This is a genomic window from Clostridium sp. AM43-3BH (genome assembly GCF_003479985.1).
Classification (GTDB): domain Bacteria; phylum Bacillota; class Clostridia; order Lachnospirales; family Lachnospiraceae; genus Otoolea; species Otoolea fessa.
Genome location: NZ_QUIH01000011.1, coordinates 50411 through 64797, shown reverse-complemented (window position 1 = coordinate 64797; position 14387 = coordinate 50411). Strand labels below are relative to the sequence as shown.

Sequence of the window (14387 nt, the reverse complement as noted above, 5' to 3'; positions counted from 1 at the left end):
AGCAATGAACGGGTCATTCTCCCAAAAACAAACGGGGCAAATATACCCACAATCTTCATTTGCCGGAACATTATAGGTAAAATATCCGCAGCAAGGACATTGGTATTTTTTCATATAAACCTCACGTTTAAGCCTTGACCTCAAATTCCTGATTTATTTCTGACTTTATTATACTTCATCGATTATCGAAAAGATAGCATATTTTATGAAACTTGTCGGCTGGGAACAGCTTGCACCGCAAGGTGTCCCCAACAGGCAAGTCCACAAAAGGGTAGCTGGCTGCAGCCAGCGCAGGGGAAGTGTAGCGTCCCCTGTTTGATTTGGAGCAGACCATGACTGCGGAAAATCACAGCTCTCCGGCGAGGAGCCTTCGGAGAACGCAATGCACCAACCTCTGGGTGGTGTATAATTGCGCCCTTAGTAAACTAAGGGGTTTCCGGCTTCTCCCGTTCCAGCAGTTTCTTCAATAGTTCCTGCGTGTCCTGCCTGTGAAAAATGAGTTTCAACAACAGCATGACATCATCATCTGTTAGGCGTTCCGGCTCTTGCAGAAAACTTTCCAGCATACCGCCACGAGTGCAGAGCCGGTGCGTCCGTTCCTTTCGGGTAAGCTGCTTTAACTGGTGCTGCAATGCCTTTTCATCATTGATGGCTTTCCGCAGTTTCTTTTCGCTTTTCTCCAGCTCCCGGTTGAGCTTTTCCAGCTTCGAGGTATCAGGCAAGGGCAGCGTCCTCCTTTCCCGGTATCAGCACATAAATCCTATTCGGTTCTCCCACGCCCTGACGCACCCGCATGATAAGTCCGGCGTTTTCCAGTTCATTCAGAGAACGCTTGACCGTCATGGGACTGCGGGACAGGACTGCGGCAATGGCTGTGACAGGGAAGCAGACAAACAGGATTCCGTTCTCGTCCTCCTGCTCTTTGGATAGCATAGCGTCCAGCATCCGGCAGTACATGACCTTTGCGGTGCTGCTGACCGGAAATCCTGTCAACGCTCTGGGAAATGGCATACAGGGCGGCAATGGTGTGTCTATCGTCATAAATTCAAAATTCATTCGGTGTGTTCCTCCTTTTTCTTTGATCGTTTGGATAAATAACGGGGGCAGTCAATCACAACCGCCCGGAAGCTCTGCTTGCACCCATGCTGGCATTTCCGGCATAATTCGTTGTAAGTGACACGCCCCCGGTCATTGAGGTAAAAGGAAAGCTCATGCTTCCTCTTTTTGCTCATTCTCGGCATATTGTATTTCCTCCCGTTTTAGTGTATGGTTTCGGGGCGATTTTCGGCAAAATTACGGTCATAGAGCCGATTAAAATCTCCCGAAGTATCAGCGATAGGGTAGACTATCCCCCTATCAGATTGTCGTGTTTCGGTATCATTTCGGTGTCAGTTCGCCAGTTCTCCCCGGTGTCGTTCCTCCCCTGAATCTCACAGCGGCGTATCGCTCCCTTTGGTATGCTCGTTTCGGTCAGGGTTCCTCCACATCCCTGCCAAAAGTCATGGCACTACATCGCCGGGGAAGCATATCCCACACAGGCTGGTCATTCGATTGGAATAATCCATCGATGAACTACCTGTATCATAGAACATTTTTGTGCCCTGTGCCGTATGTCCACAAAGTAGGAATTAGGGGTAAAAATCAGAAATTTCCACGATTGCGGAAAGTGTGATATAATCCAGATAAGCGGCAGCAATGAAACCATTGGAAAGGAGCGTGCGCCCATGAAAGGAGCAACAAGCATACAGGAACGCCTTTGGGAACTCCGCAAGGACAAAGGCTTAAATCTGGAAGAACTATCAAAGCTGACAGGCATTTCCAAATCAGCTCTTGGAAGTTATGAAAAAGAGGATTTTAAGGAAATCAATCATGGCAACCTTATCACGCTGGCAGACTTCTATGGGGTCTCTGTTGATTATCTACTGTGCCGGATAGAGAACAGGGAGCAGATCAACACACCATTGACGGAGTTGCATTTGAATGATGAGATGGTGGCACTGCTGAAAAGCGGTCGGATTAACAACCGTCTGCTCTGTGAGCTTGCTACACATAAAGATTTTATCAAGTTTCTTGCAGACATTGAGATTTATGTGGACGGGATTGCTACCATGCAGATTCAAAACCTCAATGCACTTGTCGATACCGTCCGGCATGAAATCATTGAACGGTATCGCCCAGGCGAAGATGACCCGCATTTGAAAGTGCTGCAAGCCGCCCATATCAGTGATGATGAGTATTTCAGTCACATGGTTCTGGATGACCTCAACCTGATTATCCGGGATATTCGGGAAGCCCACAAAAAGGACAGTGAGAGTGCGCCCCAGACCACCGTTGCCGATGAATTGAAAGAAAATCTCGAAGCAGTCGAAAATTTCAAGGGCAGCCGGGATGAAAAGCTGGTTGTCCTTTACTGCAAGCAGCTCGGTATCAACTATAAAAATCTGTCAGACGAAGAATTTCGCTGGCTGATTCGGATTCTCAAAAAATCAAAGAAAATGGGAACGCCTATCAGCCAGAGGAAAAAACGGTAAAAAAACCGCTGTTGCATGGTTGGGGTGCCTTCCATGTAGCAGCGGTTCTTGCTGTGGTTATTATTTCATTCGTTTTCTTAATATCCGGCGATAATTTGTTTCTCCCTTTGGTGCGTCCTGTATAATTTCCAACACACCATCTTCAAGCATTTTATCAATGCGATTAGAAATCCATACATCACTAATTCCAAGTTGATATTTTCCTAAAACATTACCTATAACAATAGCCATTTTGAATTGCTCTGGCTGTTCCGCAATTTCACGAAGAATGAAACTATCATATATATCTTCTGAAACACTTTGCAATTTACCATTTAGCATTGCACGCAAAGGTGCATTTTCATTTTGAAGTTGATTCCATTTCATAGCACAAGCTGAAAGAAATACAGGCTTAGCTTTTTCTTGTAGAGTTATATATTTTCCCCATTCGCCAGGAGAAACCTCACCCCATGCTATTTTGGATGTCATAGTATTTTCTTTTCCATATTCCCAGGCAGGTAACTTAACCAAATAAATTGTTGTCTGACAGTTTAATGGTCGAAGTTGTTTCATAAGCCAGTACATACCGCAAAGTTCATCCGGATTATAGCTATACCAAATACGAACTTCTTCCCCAGCTACATATCGTTCAATAACCGAAGACAATGTAGTTTTAATTTTCTGTATTTTTTCTTCAACCTGATAGTCTAAATCCTCTACAAACCAGACAGACAGCATTTTCTTGAGAACATTTTTCCGCTGTTCGCCAATTCCATTATCAGAAATATCTCCCACACTAAGAGCCATATCAAAACAATAAACATCACTGCTCTTGCCTCCCAATGGAATAGCATTCTCCCAAGCAATATGTTCTTGTTCCTGTGCTTGAATTTGTGCTTCTTTCATTTCATCTGAAGATGGAACACTCCCATCTTCGTGCCTCATAAAGACCGAAACTGCACTTCCTCTATACTTTCCCTTACCGTAAGTTTGGGCAATTTTCAAACTTCCACAGGCACTTTCACCAAATACAATTTCAATCATCTTATATACCTCCGATTTAATTACTCCCGTATGAATAAATTATATCATGCAAAACAATTTCTTCTGCCCGGTTGTGAATGTTATTACAACGCTGCACCCATTCCATTTGTTGAGTTCGCTTCAATTCCTCTGTCACGCCCTCGGTGGCTTTCATCTGCTCCATGATAGTGTCTAACCGTTCCTGTGCCTGTTCGTTCAGGTCTGCAAGATATGTCCACAATTCTCCGGTCAGTATCAATGTATTCAATCTGGCTGGGTGGACTTCCCTTAAATATTCCCGGTGCATCCGTCCGTACTTTCCGATAGGGCGGTGTTCCTCCGGCAGTTTCAAGTCCGGGATGTAGTAATCTCCGACAAGGATATAATCAATTCCGTTTTCCGTTATTCTTGGTTTCAATTCTCTCATGTTCCTTACCTCCTGTGGAAGCAGGCTCGTCTGGTACTAACTCAATCACATCGGTAATCTCACAATTCAGCGTTTCGCAGATACGGGCTAATGTATCCATGCTGATGTGCTTTCCCTCTTTGCTCATGTTGGCAATCATATTTGTTGTCATACCAGCAGCAAGCCTTAAATCCTCTTTCCTCATATCACGCTCTAACAGTGTGTGCCAGAGTGGTTTATAGCTGATGTGCATATTGTTTTCCTGCCTTTCTATCCATACCACCGGGGCGGCTGCCCCGGCAGGAACTTTTCTCTTATTATAGCACCAATCTTGTGAAATCACAATTTATTCTTGTATCCTGCCGCTGATACCGTCTGGATTGGTTTTCCTTTCTTTTTTGTTCCCTTTAATTAGCCATGAACTGCTTCATGCCCTGGGACTTTACTGATGTGCGATAAAGAAGTAATAGAAGTGTAAAAAATTTTGCCGTTCCTATCCGGCACTTGGCCATTGTGTCGGATAGGTCGGGCGTTAGGCTTCGGGCAAGTCAATCTTGCCGACAAAGCTGTAATAAATCTCAATGTCCTGCCTGCGGGTGCCGTTCTCGTCATAGCTGCACTCATGCACGACGATTTTCTCAATCATTTCCCGCAAGAGGGTGGGGGTAAGTTCCTCAAAGGCAAGGTGCTTTCGGACAATCCCCATAAACTTTTCCGCGTTGACGGTGGCGGCCTGCGACTTGGAAAGTTCCTCCTGTAAAGCGGCGGCGCGGTCTTTCAGTTCCCGCTGTTCCTGCTCATAGTCTGCCGACAGTTCCATGAAACGCTCGTCGCTGATTTTGCCGTTCACATTGTCCTCATACAGCCGCTTGATAATGCGGCTCACTTCGGCAATACGCTCCTGCGCCTGTTCAAGCTGCTTGGTGGCTGCGGCGGTCTTTCTCTTGCCGCCGATCTCGTTCTGCTGGATAAGCAGCTTCACAAAGCGGCTCTCATGCTTGGCGGCGTATTCCGTCACTTGTCGGAGATTGGAGAGGACGCCAGCGGTCAACAGGTCTGTGCGGATAAAGTGTGCCGTACAGTTGCGGGTGCGCTTCTTGTAGCTGCCGCAGATGTAACAGTCCTGCTTGCGGGTTTTGTTCTGATACCGCTGCTGGTACATCACATGGCCGCAGTCGGCGCAGAACAGCATACCGGAGAACAGCCCCACTTCATCATAGCGGTTCGGGCGTTTGCGCTGCTTGCGTAACTCCTGCACGCGCTCCCATGTTTCCGTGTCGATAATCGGCTCATGGTGGTCGGGGAAAATGGCCTGCTTCTCCACGGGGTTCTCTACACTGTGCTTGACCTTGTAAGAGGGCTTCTCCGTCTTGAAGTTTACCAGACAGCCGGTGTACTCCCGGTTTTCGAGGATATGAACGACGGTGTTCGTCGCCCACTTGCACTCATAGCCGGGGTGGTAGCGGCGTGTGCTGCCCGTCCTGCGGTATTCCAGCGTCCCCGGCGTGGGGATTTGCTGCTCCGTAAGCATACGGGCAATCTTGGTCGGGCCATTCCCGGCAAGGCAAAGCTGGTATATCTGCTGGACAACCGGCGCGGTTTCCCCGTCAACGATATAGTTCTCGTCCTCGTCCATGAGGTAGCCATATACCGGCTTGCTGGTAACGGGCTTGCCACTCATGCCTTTTGCTCGTTTTACTGCTTTGATTTTCTTGCTCGTATCTCTCACCAGCCATTCGTTGAACAGATTTCGCAGAGGGGTAAAATCGTTGTCCATGCCGCCGTTTGCGCTGTCTACATTGTCGTTGACAGCGATAAACCGCACTCCCTTTTGAGGGAACAGCATTTCCGTGTAAAATCCCACCTGCAAGTAGTTTCGCCCTAACCGGCTCATGTCCTTGACTATGACCGTACCCACTTTCCCGGCTTCAATGTCTGCAAGCATAGCTTGAAAACCGGGGCGCTGGAAGTTCGCGCCGGAAAAGCCGTCGTCGGTGTACCAGCGCAGATTGGTAAAGCCGTTCTGCTTGGCGTAGGTTTCCAAAATCCTTTTCTGGTTCGATATGGAATTGCTCTCGCCTTGCAATTCGTCCTCATGGGACAATCTCGGATAAAGGGCAGTAATGAGGTTTTGGGTGGCTTGTCTTAACATAAAATCCTCCGTTTCCGACAGCCAGCCCCACTATTTCGTATGTTTATCATACCACATGGGGCGGCGGTCTGTATAGCGGCAAAAGTGTAAAATCCGCTTCTTTATGATTTGTCAAATTGCTGGTTTTTGTGTAGCAGGTTATTGTGGCTCCGTAGTAGAAAAACTCTTGTCCTTATGGTAAAATGAGATTAGTCAATACAAGGGGGTGTGGCAATGAAAGGATTTGTCCGTAATAATCAGTACCTTTCGCTTTGTGGTCTAAATTGCAAACTCTGTCCCATGAGTTTAGCGGGGCATTGTTCCGGCTGCGGCGTTGACAACCAATCCTGTAAAATTGCTAGGTGTAGCATTGAACATGAGAAAATCGAATACTGCTTTCAATGCGGCAGTTTCCCTTGTGACAAATACGCTCACATAGATGATTTTGATTCTTTTATAACTCATCAAAATCAAATGAATGACATGGGAAAAGCCCAGCAAATTGGTATTCCTGCTTATAATGCTGAACAGGAAGAAAAGCGAAAAATATTAGATTTCCTCTTGGCAAGCTATAATGACGGACGCAGAAAAAGCCTATTCTGTATTGCGGTCAATCTCTTAGAGGTTGGCGAGATTGAAAATATATTGCAAGCAGTTAAATCCGATAAAGAGTTTCAGGGTTTGAGTAAAAAAGAGCAGGCTTCTATTATCGCAAAGCAGTTACAGGATATAGCTGCCAATAAAGGCATTGTCTTAAAACTCCGAAAAAAATAAAATTGTCACTGATATTCCAGCGGCCACACTCCCCGGCGTGGCCGCTTTCCCTATGCCCCGGCTCACGCCGGATAAGTCGGCTCCTGTGTAGCAGCGGCTTCCGCTTCCAGTACCCGCGCCATTTTGTCGGCGGCGGTGGTGGTAGTGTCTTTCTTGAAATAGCCGGACACGACAAGGACGGAATTGCCCATGCGGATTTCCGTCACGCAGTCGGGGCGGCGGGCGGTGCGGGTGTCGTGCTGCTTGTTATCTGCCATAGGCAATACTCCTTTCAGTCGGTAATCAGTTTCTTCATGCTCTCCATTTTCCGCTGTGCGGCTTCCTGCCGGAAATTGTCGCCGGTAAATCGTACCGGGACGCACATGGAAAGCAGGCGGTCATAAATCCGGGAATGGGCGGTGTCCTCCGGGTTGTGCAGGTCGTCCAGCGTGAGGTTGGTCGTGACGATCAGCGGCTTGCCGCTGCGGTAACGGCTGTCAATCACATTGAAAACCTGTTCCAGCCCGTATTCGGTGCCGCGTTCCATGCCGAAGTCGTCAAGGATAAGCAGCGGATAGCGGCAAAGGCGGGAAATGTACTCGTTGCGGTTCTCAAAGCTGGCGGCAAGGTCGTTGAGGATAAGGGCAAAGTTCGTCATGTGAACGGGGATTTCTTTCTCCATGAGGGCGTTTGCGATACAGCCCGCAAGGTAGCTTTTCCCGGTTCCCACGCCGCCCCAGAACAGGCAGCCGATATTGTCGGTTCGCATATCCTCCCAGTGTTCCACATACCGGCGGGCAATCCCGGCCTGCGGGTTCCTGCCGTTGTCGTTCTCAAAAGTCCAGTCCCGCATGGTGGGGTCGGTAAAGCCCCGGCGTTTCAGTTCCTCCACGGTGTCAAGGTGCCTGCGCCGCTTCTCGGCGGCCTCCCGTTCCTCGCGGGCGGCTCTCTGGCAGTCGCACTCTGCCGGGTGGCGGTCACGGCCAAAGATAGCGGCCTTATCCGGCGCAAAATAGGCTTCTTTCGGCTTGCGGCACTTGCCGCAGTACAGTAAACCGTCCTCGCCGGTGTAGTCCTCCGGCTCCGGGGTGGCAGTCGTCATATTCTCCAAAACAGCGTTGATTTCGTTCTTCATAAACTCTCGCCCTCCTTGCATGAGTAGTCTGGTATGCCCTTTTTCGGGGCTTTCTTTTTGTCGTTCCCCGCCCATATCCGCAGGGCGGCGGCATAGTTCTGGTAGCTTTTCCCGTTGGCAGCAAGGTAGCGGCTCATTTCCTCGATGAACCGTTCCAGCCTGTCGGGGTACTCTGCCTGCAACTCGTCGTATTCGGTCTGCGACAGAAAAATATTCTGGTATCGGCCATAGGGCGCGGGCGGCTCCCCACTCACTCCCTTTGTTTGGCTCTCTGTAAGGTTGTTTATAGTAGTTTGGTTAGGGGACGGTTTTCCGACCATCATAAGGTCGGTTTTCTGACCATCAGTAGGACGGTTTTCCGGCTCTGTGAGGGTCGGATTTCCGGCCATCAGTTGGTCGGAAAACTGTACTTGTGGCACTCGCGGCACTTTGACATAAAGCCGGTTCGGTGCGGAGAAGCCGCCCCGTTCCCGTTCCAGCAGCCCCGCCGTGTCCAGTTCATTAAGCGCCCCCTTTATGGTGGTGCTGCCTTTATCCAGTATTTCGGCTATCTCCGCGATTGGATAGATAATATATATCCTGCCCTCGTCGTCCTGCCACTTGTTCTTCTGGGAAAGTGTGGAACGGTCTAACAGCAGCGAATACAGCAGCTTGGCGGTCTGGGAAATCTCCATTTTCAGCAGGAAACGGGGGTAGGGCAGATAGATAGGCAGCGGCGTGTCTGCCATGATATAATCAGCGATAGTATCACCTCCCTGTGTTTCGGGTTGATTTTTGGGTTTTGTCACGCTTTAGGACGCCGTTTCCGGGGGAAAAGGATAAATGTATCGCACACCCTTTGACACCCACGAAAAAAGCCTTGATTTATGCGGGTTTGAAAGGTTCTAAAGCGTGACATCTCTGCCTTTGTTTCCGCTTTCTCTCGGCGGCTTTGAGCTTCTTCATGCGTCCGGCGCAGCCGGGGCAGTATTTCCCCCGGTTGGATTTGGGGACAAATGCCGCGCCGCAGACAGCACACCGTTTTCGGCTCCCCCGGTACAAGAGGGCTGCGGCCAGTTCCCCGTCAAGGGGCAGGACAGCCACACGGAACCAGCGGCACATGAGGGAAAAGGAAATGCTCTGGACGCACACGCAAGGCTTCCCGTCGTCTAACAGCAGGCAATTCCCCTCATCGTAGTTACAGCACTCATGTACCAGCCGCCGCGCCCGCCGGTGCTGGCGGTAGTCCATTCTCGGTAACTTATCGCTCATGGCTCTGCTCCTTTCTGCGGTGGGGTTCCTCCCGGCGCAAAATCTGGTCGATGTTCCGCTTGACGGTCTGCAACTCCTTGAACCGCTGTTTCTGTTCGTGATAGGTGTTATACAGGCCGTCTTTCTCGGAGATAAGCTGCTCGATCTCGGCCTGCAACGCTTTCCGGGCGGGCAGCTTGGTAATGCCATGCGCCTTGAAATACCGGGCGGCTGCGTCGGCTATGATAAAATCGCTCTCATTTGCCTGCCGGTAGGCGGCGCGGGCTTTCTCGGATTTCTGCACCCGCAGCCCGTCGCGGGCGGGCTTGGTCTTGGCGTAGGCAAGTACCTGTTGCTGCAACTCCTTTTTCCCTTGTAGCTTCGTTTCCAGTGCTTTCAGTTCGCCGCTGGTCTGGCGCATTTCCTGATAGGCGGTATCAACGGCGGCTTCTAACTGCTCCGGGGAAGTAAAGCCGTATTCCTGATACACATTCAGCGTCGCGGCCATTTGTTTGAGGTTGTGCATGGTCGCCCAGCGTTCATAGCCCCGGCCTTTGCCCTCGGCTTTCTTCTGCTCAATGTCCACAAGCCGCTGCACACCGTCCTGTTTCGGGGCGGTTTGAGGGGCTTTTGTGGGCTGTATGCCGGTTTTCTCCTGCCGGGGGTATTCGGGTATGGCTGCGGCCTTTTCTGCGGCTCTGGCGGCGTTCTGCTCCAAAACGGCAAGGACAGCGGCGCGGTCAAAGTCGTCGCCCAGCTTCCGGGCGGTAATGGGCTTTGTCCTGTCCGGCGTGAGGTAACTAAGCCGCCCCCGGCTCTCCTTGACGGCCACACCCTCCCGCAGCAGCAGAGAGGAAAAGTCCTCGAATGAGGTTGCCGCAGACAGCGCGGCGCGTATGGTCTGCCGCAGCTTCTCCTTGTTCGTTTCAAACTTGGTCTGCCGGGGCGTGATACCGCCTGCAATCATGGGGGCGTTCTGCTTGTCCAGCGCAGCCTGTCCCTTTTTCTGCGCCCAATACTCCCGGTCTGTGACGCGGTTCTTGCTGCCGTTCAAGAGGTCGATTTGGTAAAGCCCCTCCCGGTGGCACATCTCCATGACCTCGGACTTGAAGTAGCGCAAGGCAGCGTCGGTACAGCGGTGCTTGCAGCCGGCTTTTGTATCGGCTGGCCTGTCCATGTAGGGCAGGAACGGCACTTCCTCTATCCGCAGGCTGTTAATGACGATATGCACATGAATGTTGCCGCTGTGGTTATGGCCGTCCGGGTGGGTGCATACAAGGGCTTGGTGGCCGGGGAAATGCTCTTTACAGAATTGCTCCCCCAATGCCTGCGCCCGGTCTACGGTCAAGCCGTTGTCCGGCCCGTCCCGTGGGTCAAAGCTGATGATATAGTGGTGGCTTTTCACATCTTCCCGCCGCTGGTTCTTCCCGTAGCGGAGATTTGCCCGCATACACGCAACGGCAAAATCCTCCCCGCCGCAGTTCAGCGTGGACAGCCGGTAGTCCTCGCGGGGGATAAGTCTGCCGGTTTCATCAAGGACGGGCTTCATGGTAAACTCGTCATGCTCAAACAGCAGGTATTGTTCGGCGGCTCCATAGTCGGCGTTTTTAGAGTTGATATGCTTGAGTGTTGCCAACCGCGTCACCTACTTTCTGTAAGACTTCATACTTGAGGGCGGCAAGGTCGGCTATGGCGGCGCGTACCTCGCCGGACAGCGCATTGTAGGGTGCGCCGTACTCGTTTAGATACCGGGCTATCTGGTTGAGGTTGCCGCCGATCCTGCCGTACTCGGCGGCCAACTTCCCGACAGCGGAGAGCAGTTCATCATTGACCGCCGACACATGGATAACGGGGCGTATGGTGGTGCGCCGTATCGCCTGCCGGAGAAATTCGGACTGGCTGATACCATAGGGCGCAAGCCGCGCTGTGAAGTCGGCGTATTCATCTTCGGACAGCCGGGTTTTCACAACGCGGCTGCGGTGGGGCGTGTTATATCGCTTCGGCATGGGCTGTAAACCTCCTTTCACTTATCACAAAAAATTCTCTTATCTGTTAGCCATTTCCGGGGCGAAAGTGAGAAAAACTTTTCGCCGGTCGGAAATATTTTTGCGGCGTAAGCCGCCATAGCAGGGTTTGGGGAAGGCACTCCCCAACAAGTTTCCCGCGAGGGGCAAAACCGCAGAATTGCGGATTTTGGCACCGTGGTAGAAACTTGCTCTGTAACTGCCGCAGACTATCCCTGTCCGGGCTTTTCCGTACATAGAGCGAACAGGGCGGGGCTTTCAGCCCGCTGTGGGCGGTCTTTTTTCCTTTTCGCTAAAGATACATTTCAAAGGCCGCCAGCTACCCGCTGAACGGGGATTTCTCAAAATTTCTTTCGCTTCTGTAATCCGGGCAACAGGATTTTGGCAACCGGCGGGGCAGAGAATTTTTCCTTTCACTCCCTACACCACCGCGTTTTGAAATTTGCCAAACAAAACGGCTTATTTTCTCTTTGCTTCTTACTACGGACAAAAATCAAAAATGCCAAACGCCGGGGCAGGAAAATTTCCCCCTCACTTACTACTACAATCTGAACAGGGCAAAATGGCCGGGAACGGAGCCGGGCAACAAAAAAAGCAGCAAATCTTTTTCAGACTTACTGCTTTCGCTGGCCGCGCCGGTGGCGGCTGGTATTCAGTTTTGAAAACTCATTTCATATTGGTATGATAAACGGAGAGTTATTGCGTTATGTTTTCAAAAGGAAACGATTGCTCCTTGAATATATCCCACAAAATATGCAATCGCTATACTTATCGCAATGCAGCATATACATAGTATTTCAGCAATAACCTTTTTCCCGGTTATTTTGTTTACAGACTTGCCGTAGTCAATAGTAGCCCATACCATTGAAAGTAAAAATAGAATTGCAATCCAATGAGTATGAAACGACAGTCCCATGCTAACAAATACATAGTTTGTGATGATGTAAAAGATGCTTCTAACTACAACTTCCGTCACTGTTGAAAGCTGATTTTTCATAAAACCTCTTGCCTCCTTAATTTTCTGCTTACTATCGGTCAAATCGAAACTTGAACAGTGCGGCAATTAACTTCTGCTTCACATATTCCTCAACCTCGGCGTTGACTTTCCCGTGTACTTTGGAACAGTATCGGATATATCCGGCGTAGTGGGAAAGAACGGTGTCGATTGCGTCCGGGTCGCCCTCATGCGCCTTGACGATTGTTTCATAGGGGAGAAGTTTATTCATACCGGCTCACCTCCATTTCCTTCCGAAGCCGTTGCAAGGCAAGCTGGATATGCCGCCCCGCTGTGCTGCGTGTCCGGCCGATATGTACGCCGATCACTCTCTGCGGCTGGCGCAGGAAGTAATAGCGGAAAATTTCTTCCTGTGCCTGCTCCGGCAAAAGGGCAAGGGCAGCGGCAAGTTCCGCATGGTACAGAACGGCGGTCTGGCCGCAGGCGGTAAAAAGGTATTCTTCAAGCTGTTCCGGCTCGGCAAGCTGGACAAACTTCTCATTCATCAGATAGTCAAGGGAAACTTCCCGTTCCCACCTCCGGCGCAGCTTCAAAATTATATCTATGGCGGCGTGACGAATGACAACCTTGCAAAAGGCGTTAAAGGTGTACTGGATATACACTTTGTAGGCTTCATCTTCGGTCATGGAAATTCCCCCTCTCTGATAATAGTGCGGGGCGGCAGCACTTTTTGCTGTCGCCCCTTGATTGCCTGTCTGCAAAGGCGGGCGGGGCTGTCAACGGCGGCGCGTATGCGCCGTTCATCTTGACCGTTGACTGGCTCGACTGGCTTTGCTATTCCGTTATCTCTTTCAGTTATTGTCAAAGGAAATGTAGATAGTTAGACTATTGGGTATGTAGCTGATACTTAACCACTTTTCGTCGTTTGATAAAAGCGTCCCGATAGAAACATAGTTTTCTCCCTCGATTTCCTCTGATACATTTTCAATTACGGAAAAGCCGTCTTGGTTCAAAAGCTCCATATACTCGTTATAGTCGTTTTCGCTAATGCCGGTAAGGTTGATATTGCAATTCTCATGTTCTGTATCAAGTGTAGCCCATGCAACCGTACCAGGCGCAACAGGAAGCCCCTCTGTGTACTCATTCGCAGGCCAAACACCCTCGTCCAATTTTGTAACACTATTAGATTGCGTATTGTTCTCATTGCTTGTCGGTGTAGATGATGTATTTTGATTAGAACACGCAGCCAAAAAAATCATAACCATGATTGTGAATACAGAAATATACTTCTTCATTGGTTACCTCCTGTTTTTGTGTATGGTTCGGATAATTAACAAAATAGCAATAGCTGTTGCTGCAAACCCAATAGCCAAAAGGATTTGCGAAATATCAAAGGCAAACGCGCCCTCAATCTGTATATTTGTTGTCGCGTCGGCTTGTCCGATTGCTCCTTCTGGTACTTTTCCTGATTGCGTAACAGCATATACCGAAAAGGCAGCAACCGCGATAACAAGCGTAGCAAGAGTAGAAATGATGCCGTTCCTTTTTTTCGATTTGGTGTTATCAATACCAAACTGTTCTGCGGTGCTGTCTGCAAATTCTTTTGGCGTCCCCAAACGCTGGATAATCTGCTGCTCTGTTTCTCCATGCTCCATAGCAGACGCAAAAACTTCATTTAAGTCACGCACAACCTCTTTTTTCATTTTGCGTGGTAAAGATAGTTCCTTTTCAACCTGTTTGATATATTGTTCTTTCATTTGGACACCCTCGCTTGTTGATAACTTTCTATAAAGTCATTTACGCAGTTTTCATAGCTTGACCAAAATAAGATTAGTTCATCAAGTACATTCCTGCCTTTATCCGTTAAAGAATAATACTTTTTTGAGCCGCCATTTGCCGCAGCCGGAGCCAACCGGCATTTGATTAGTTCTGCTTCCTGTAAACGATACAAAATGGGATAAATGGTTCCCTCTTTCGCATATCCCAAAACAGACGCACTATTGTTCAATTCGGTTATAATTTCATATCCATAAGTTTCCTTGCGTCCGATTAGGCATAAGAGTATCATTTCCAGAGAGCCTTTTTTGAATTGCTGGACATATTTGTTATTCATATCGTCGCCTCTCTTTAGTTTCGCTATTTAGGTTAGCTAAGTAGCAACTATATTATATCTCTTCCGAAGTATCAGAGTCAATAGGCTTAACGAAAAAGTTACAAAGT

Annotated in this window: 23 protein-coding genes; 3 read left to right on the top strand and 20 right to left on the bottom strand. The window is 49.4% G+C overall.

Features of this window, described 5'->3' with window-relative positions; genetic code table 11:
• The 4 genes from DW931_RS16435 to DW931_RS15060 form a co-directional block, all read right to left on the bottom strand.
• Positions 1-114: CPCC family cysteine-rich protein (locus DW931_RS16435; RefSeq protein ID WP_279220889.1), on the bottom strand; the 114-nt coding region annotated here is incomplete at its 3' end.
• Between the two features lie 311 nt (positions 115-425).
• Complete coding sequence (locus DW931_RS15070) at positions 426-722, bottom strand: DUF3847 domain-containing protein (RefSeq protein WP_002594808.1); 297 nt, start codon at positions 720-722, stop codon at positions 426-428.
• The gene (locus tag DW931_RS15065) at positions 715-1056 is read right to left on the bottom strand and encodes a DeoR family transcriptional regulator (protein ID WP_054328106.1); all 342 of its coding nucleotides are present in this window, start codon (positions 1054-1056) and stop codon (positions 715-717) included. Before DW931_RS15065 ends, DW931_RS15070 begins: the two co-directional genes overlap by 8 nt.
• Complete coding sequence (locus DW931_RS15060) at positions 1053-1241, bottom strand: hypothetical protein (protein WP_054328105.1); 189 nt, start codon at positions 1239-1241, stop codon at positions 1053-1055. The genes DW931_RS15065 and DW931_RS15060 overlap by 4 nt, the downstream gene beginning before the upstream one ends.
• Positions 1242-1724: 483 nt before the next feature.
• Between DW931_RS15060 and DW931_RS15050 the strand changes: the two genes are divergently transcribed.
• Positions 1725-2531, top strand: coding sequence for a helix-turn-helix domain-containing protein (locus DW931_RS15050; protein WP_006873172.1), 807 nt, complete (start codon positions 1725-1727; stop codon positions 2529-2531).
• A gap of 60 nt (positions 2532-2591) precedes the next feature.
• Here the strand turns inward: DW931_RS15050 and DW931_RS15045 are convergent, their stop codons facing one another.
• From DW931_RS15045 to DW931_RS15030, 4 genes are all read right to left on the bottom strand, one after another.
• The gene (locus tag DW931_RS15045; protein ID WP_014078537.1) at positions 2592-3554 is read right to left on the bottom strand and encodes a DUF3658 domain-containing protein; all 963 of its coding nucleotides are present in this window, start codon (positions 3552-3554) and stop codon (positions 2592-2594) included.
• 16 nt (positions 3555-3570) lie between these two features.
• Positions 3571-3960, bottom strand: a complete 390-nt coding sequence (locus tag DW931_RS15040; RefSeq protein ID WP_009296082.1) for a TnpV protein — start codon at positions 3958-3960, stop codon at positions 3571-3573.
• The gene (locus DW931_RS15035; RefSeq protein WP_022742028.1) at positions 3920-4282 is read right to left on the bottom strand and encodes a helix-turn-helix domain-containing protein; all 363 of its coding nucleotides are present in this window, start codon (positions 4280-4282) and stop codon (positions 3920-3922) included. The genes DW931_RS15040 and DW931_RS15035 overlap by 41 nt, the downstream gene beginning before the upstream one ends.
• A 189-nt stretch (positions 4283-4471) precedes the next feature.
• A complete protein-coding gene (locus DW931_RS15030) occupies positions 4472-6091 on the bottom strand; it encodes a recombinase family protein (protein ID WP_118627005.1) in 1620 nt (539 codons plus the stop codon).
• 213 nt (positions 6092-6304) lie between these two features.
• Between DW931_RS15030 and DW931_RS16010 the strand changes: the two genes are divergently transcribed.
• On the top strand, positions 6305-6844 hold the full coding sequence (locus DW931_RS16010) for a DUF3795 domain-containing protein (protein WP_182429168.1): 540 nt from the start codon (positions 6305-6307) through the stop codon (positions 6842-6844).
• Between the two features lie 62 nt (positions 6845-6906).
• On the opposite strand, the gene DW931_RS15020 is transcribed toward DW931_RS16010, so the two are convergent.
• The 6 genes from DW931_RS15020 to mobC all read right to left on the bottom strand — a co-directional run bounded on the left by DW931_RS15020 (position 6907) and on the right by mobC (position 11194).
• Entirely contained in the window at positions 6907-7101 is a 195-nt protein-coding gene (locus DW931_RS15020) for a transposon-encoded TnpW family protein (protein ID WP_079697851.1), read from the bottom strand.
• Positions 7102-7115: 14 nt separating this feature from the next.
• Positions 7116-7958 (bottom strand): ATP-binding protein, encoded by an 843-nt coding sequence (locus DW931_RS15015; RefSeq protein WP_118482395.1) that lies wholly within the window; start codon positions 7956-7958, stop codon positions 7116-7118.
• Positions 7955-8686: a replication initiator protein A gene (locus DW931_RS15010; protein WP_243015353.1), complete on the bottom strand. Its 732-nt coding sequence runs from the start codon at positions 8684-8686 to the stop codon at positions 7955-7957. Before DW931_RS15010 ends, DW931_RS15015 begins: the two co-directional genes overlap by 4 nt.
• Before the next feature lie 136 nt (positions 8687-8822).
• Positions 8823-9209, bottom strand: coding sequence for a cysteine-rich VLP domain-containing protein (locus DW931_RS15005; protein ID WP_118482396.1), 387 nt, complete (start codon positions 9207-9209; stop codon positions 8823-8825).
• Positions 9199-10824 (bottom strand): relaxase/mobilization nuclease domain-containing protein, encoded by a 1626-nt coding sequence (locus DW931_RS15000; RefSeq protein ID WP_118482397.1) that lies wholly within the window; start codon positions 10822-10824, stop codon positions 9199-9201. The genes DW931_RS15005 and DW931_RS15000 overlap by 11 nt, the downstream gene beginning before the upstream one ends.
• Positions 10796-11194, bottom strand: coding sequence for a plasmid mobilization relaxosome protein MobC (gene mobC, locus DW931_RS14995; protein ID WP_118482398.1), 399 nt, complete (start codon positions 11192-11194; stop codon positions 10796-10798). The genes DW931_RS15000 and mobC overlap by 29 nt, the downstream gene beginning before the upstream one ends.
• A 460-nt stretch (positions 11195-11654) precedes the next feature.
• Between mobC and DW931_RS16125 the strand changes: the two genes are divergently transcribed.
• Positions 11655-11897: a hypothetical protein gene (locus DW931_RS16125; protein WP_242996736.1), complete on the top strand. Its 243-nt coding sequence runs from the start codon at positions 11655-11657 to the stop codon at positions 11895-11897.
• 27 nt (positions 11898-11924) lie between these two features.
• On the opposite strand, the gene DW931_RS14985 is transcribed toward DW931_RS16125, so the two are convergent.
• The 6 genes from DW931_RS14985 to DW931_RS14960 all read right to left on the bottom strand — a co-directional run bounded on the left by DW931_RS14985 (position 11925) and on the right by DW931_RS14960 (position 14280).
• Positions 11925-12209 (bottom strand): hypothetical protein, encoded by a 285-nt coding sequence (locus DW931_RS14985; protein ID WP_117530247.1) that lies wholly within the window; start codon positions 12207-12209, stop codon positions 11925-11927.
• Positions 12210-12240: 31 nt separating this feature from the next.
• Entirely contained in the window at positions 12241-12438 is a 198-nt protein-coding gene (locus tag DW931_RS14980; RefSeq protein ID WP_117530248.1) for a helix-turn-helix domain-containing protein, read from the bottom strand.
• Positions 12431-12853, bottom strand: a complete 423-nt coding sequence (locus tag DW931_RS14975; RefSeq protein ID WP_117530249.1) for a sigma-70 family RNA polymerase sigma factor — start codon at positions 12851-12853, stop codon at positions 12431-12433. Before DW931_RS14975 ends, DW931_RS14980 begins: the two co-directional genes overlap by 8 nt.
• A gap of 165 nt (positions 12854-13018) precedes the next feature.
• Positions 13019-13462, bottom strand: coding sequence for a hypothetical protein (locus DW931_RS14970; RefSeq protein WP_117530250.1), 444 nt, complete (start codon positions 13460-13462; stop codon positions 13019-13021).
• A 3-nt stretch (positions 13463-13465) separates the two neighbouring features.
• On the bottom strand, positions 13466-13924 hold the full coding sequence (locus DW931_RS14965; RefSeq protein WP_117530251.1) for a DUF1700 domain-containing protein: 459 nt from the start codon (positions 13922-13924) through the stop codon (positions 13466-13468).
• Complete coding sequence (locus tag DW931_RS14960) at positions 13921-14280, bottom strand: PadR family transcriptional regulator (RefSeq protein ID WP_118482399.1); 360 nt, start codon at positions 14278-14280, stop codon at positions 13921-13923. Before DW931_RS14960 ends, DW931_RS14965 begins: the two co-directional genes overlap by 4 nt.
• Between the last annotated feature and the right edge of the window lie 107 nt (positions 14281-14387).